We start from the raw sequence: 2,174 nt of genomic DNA, 5'->3' as shown, positions 1-2,174 counted from the left end.
CGTGTGAAATTGGCAAGCAGAAATTCTTCGCCAGTGCCTGATTGGATTTCACTAGTAACTGCGAGCAATTTGGGTGATATCCCGCGGGTCACTACACCTATCGTGTCAGCGCCAACGACCATACCAGAAACTATTTATGACTATGATGTATTAAACCGTGTTAAAAAAATTACCGATGCTGAAGAAGGTGTAACGGAGTTTTCTTAAGATGCACGCGATAATCTTTTGCAGGTTAAAGACCCCGAAGGGCGTTTAACCATATACACCTATGATAAAAATGATCGTTTACGCTTAGAAACCAAAGACGGTGACCAAAACACAACCCCTCAGCGTCGTTATGACTATGATCAAAATGGCAATTTAATTAGTGCTATTAATCCTGAACGGGAAAAAACTACTTACGAGTTGGATCATGATAATCGTTTGGTAAAAACTTATATCTATGCAAATAAAGATCATGTGAATCCGATTAAATTTATCACTTACAATTTCAACGAAAAAAAACCAATTTAGCAGTTGGAACCAACAAGCTTCCTCTACTCTGCCCGAAAGTATAACTCGGACGGCTGACGTTATTCCTCTATACCAATGATGATCCATTTTAGAAGCCTGCGACAGACTGGTTCAAATAAGGAAATTTAATGAAATATTTATACTATTTTTTGAATTTTATAGTTGTGCTGATTGCCACAGGACTAACATTTTTTGGCTTTGATTTGATTATAGATTTATTAAAAAAAGGTCAAATAACAGTAGAAAGTATGCATGCCATATTTCTTTTCCTGGTGTTACCTGTATTTATCCTTGGGGGAGCAATACTCGCTTTGATGGTAGGCTTTAATAATAAGCTGGACTTGAGAATGCCATTAGCAATGCTTTTGTTCTTTCAAGCTTGGGGCTTTCACTCATTTAGTATTATTTCATTAGTATTAGGAATTTTAGCATTATATGTATGTATGGTTGCTATTTCTAAATACATAAAAATTAAGAGTGGATAAAATTTTATATTATTTAAAACACGTAACTTGGATTAAATGAATGTAGGTTGGAACGGGCCGCATAGGTGAGCGCAACGATTTCCAACATGACCGAACGATAATCTGTCTCTACATTTCGCATGAACATCAACATGCTTGTGCAATGATTTACATGGTTTTGATTGTGGGGAATTTGGAAGAAATGACTAAAAGATGGTTTGATGGAGTTACAGATGCTGAGCATGAGGCTCATATGGCTCAAATTGAAAATCAAATAGCTAGTGCCGAAAGATGGGTTAAAGAAGTATGTAAGAAAGATTGCCGTTAAAAAGGAGGCTTTATGAATGTAGATGAGTGGATAAATTATGTATTTCCTGATGTTGTTAATGATGATTTTTCAACGTGGAAATACCCTGATTTTTATAATGAACCAATAAAAGATAAAAATATTATTTGTAGTTATGTTGATTATGTTTTTTTAAATATTGACAAAATACACAGTCGCCGTAATTTAAATGAAATTGCTTATGGTCTTAATTATATTGTTAATCCATTTATAAGTTTAACTGCTTATGCATTATTAGATGATTCCGTTATGGATGAAAAAAAATTAATGCTATTAAATCGATGAATAATATATTTTGTTTTTTTGAAAACCAGTGTAATGATTCAACAATAAATTTAAATTATGTATGTAAGATGTGGTGGGATTTTTTTCCTAGACATGGAACAGGAACTAGAAATGATTCTATGAAAAAAATAGATCTAGAAATTATGAAAATAATGCAAAATTTATTGAAATATAAAAATAATCACTGCATTGAATCAGCACTTCATGGGCTTGGTCATTGGCATGTTGGGTATCCAAATGAAGTTAAAGAAATTATTGAAAATAATATTAAATTTTTACCAGAGGAATTATTGGAGTATGCTGAAAAATGCAAAAATGGAATTATTTTATAACGCGTAACTCAGGTCAAATGAATGTAGGTTGGAACGGGCCGCGTAGGTGAGCGAAGCGACTTCCGACATTATCGAACGATAATCTGTCTCTATATTTCGCACGAGCATCAACATGATTGTGCAATGATGTATATGAATTTGATTGTGGTGAATTGTCGGAAGTCGTTGCGCTCACCTACGCGGCCCATTCCAACCTACAGAAAACGTTAAATTTTTACAGGGAGGTTTTTATGC

General features: G+C 33.9%; 6 protein-coding genes. All 6 read left to right on the top strand.

The genetic code is table 11. The annotated features are described in order from the left end of the window. A partial coding sequence (locus A596_RS23205) for a hypothetical protein (RefSeq protein ID WP_039918588.1) occupies positions 1–207 on the top strand: 207 nt, incomplete at its 5' end. Between the two features lie 18 nt (positions 208–225). Further along, positions 226–513: a hypothetical protein gene (locus tag A596_RS20875; protein ID WP_039918587.1), complete on the top strand. Its 288-nt coding sequence runs from the start codon at positions 226–228 to the stop codon at positions 511–513. Positions 514–641: 128 nt separating this feature from the next. Continuing rightward, positions 642–998 carry a hypothetical protein gene (locus A596_RS20870; protein ID WP_039918586.1) on the top strand — a complete coding sequence of 119 codons (357 nt, stop codon included), beginning with the start codon at positions 642–644 and terminating at the stop codon, positions 996–998. 181 nt (positions 999–1,179) lie between these two features. Then, entirely contained in the window at positions 1,180–1,305 is a 126-nt protein-coding gene (locus A596_RS23765; protein ID WP_268745710.1) for a hypothetical protein, read from the top strand. A gap of 12 nt (positions 1,306–1,317) precedes the next feature. Next, entirely contained in the window at positions 1,318–1,608 is a 291-nt protein-coding gene (locus A596_RS20865; RefSeq protein ID WP_039918583.1) for a hypothetical protein, read from the top strand. Next, the gene (locus A596_RS20860; protein ID WP_160280194.1) at positions 1,605–1,940 is read left to right on the top strand and encodes a hypothetical protein; all 336 of its coding nucleotides are present in this window, start codon (positions 1,605–1,607) and stop codon (positions 1,938–1,940) included. Before A596_RS20865 ends, A596_RS20860 begins: the two co-directional genes overlap by 4 nt. The last annotated feature ends 234 nt before the right edge of the window (positions 1,941–2,174 follow it).

The organism is Cellvibrio mixtus subsp. mixtus J3-8 (assembly GCF_000766945.1).
GTDB classification, from domain to species: domain Bacteria; phylum Pseudomonadota; class Gammaproteobacteria; order Pseudomonadales; family Cellvibrionaceae; genus Cellvibrio; species Cellvibrio mixtus_A.
This window is presented reverse-complemented; position numbering and strand designations above follow the sequence as displayed.

What these genes read in the sequence shown, in the direction of transcription:
- A596_RS20870 (WP_039918586.1), top strand. Translation starts at nt 642, where the DNA reads ATGAAATATTTATACTATTTTTTGAATTTTATAGTTGTGCTGATTGCC.
- A596_RS23765 (WP_268745710.1), top strand. Translation starts at nt 1,180, where the DNA reads ATGACTAAAAGATGGTTTGATGGAGTTACAGATGCTGAGCATGAGGCT.
- A596_RS20865 (WP_039918583.1), top strand. Translation starts at nt 1,318, where the DNA reads ATGAATGTAGATGAGTGGATAAATTATGTATTTCCTGATGTTGTTAAT.
- A596_RS20860 (WP_160280194.1), top strand. Translation starts at nt 1,605, where the DNA reads ATGAATAATATATTTTGTTTTTTTGAAAACCAGTGTAATGATTCAACA.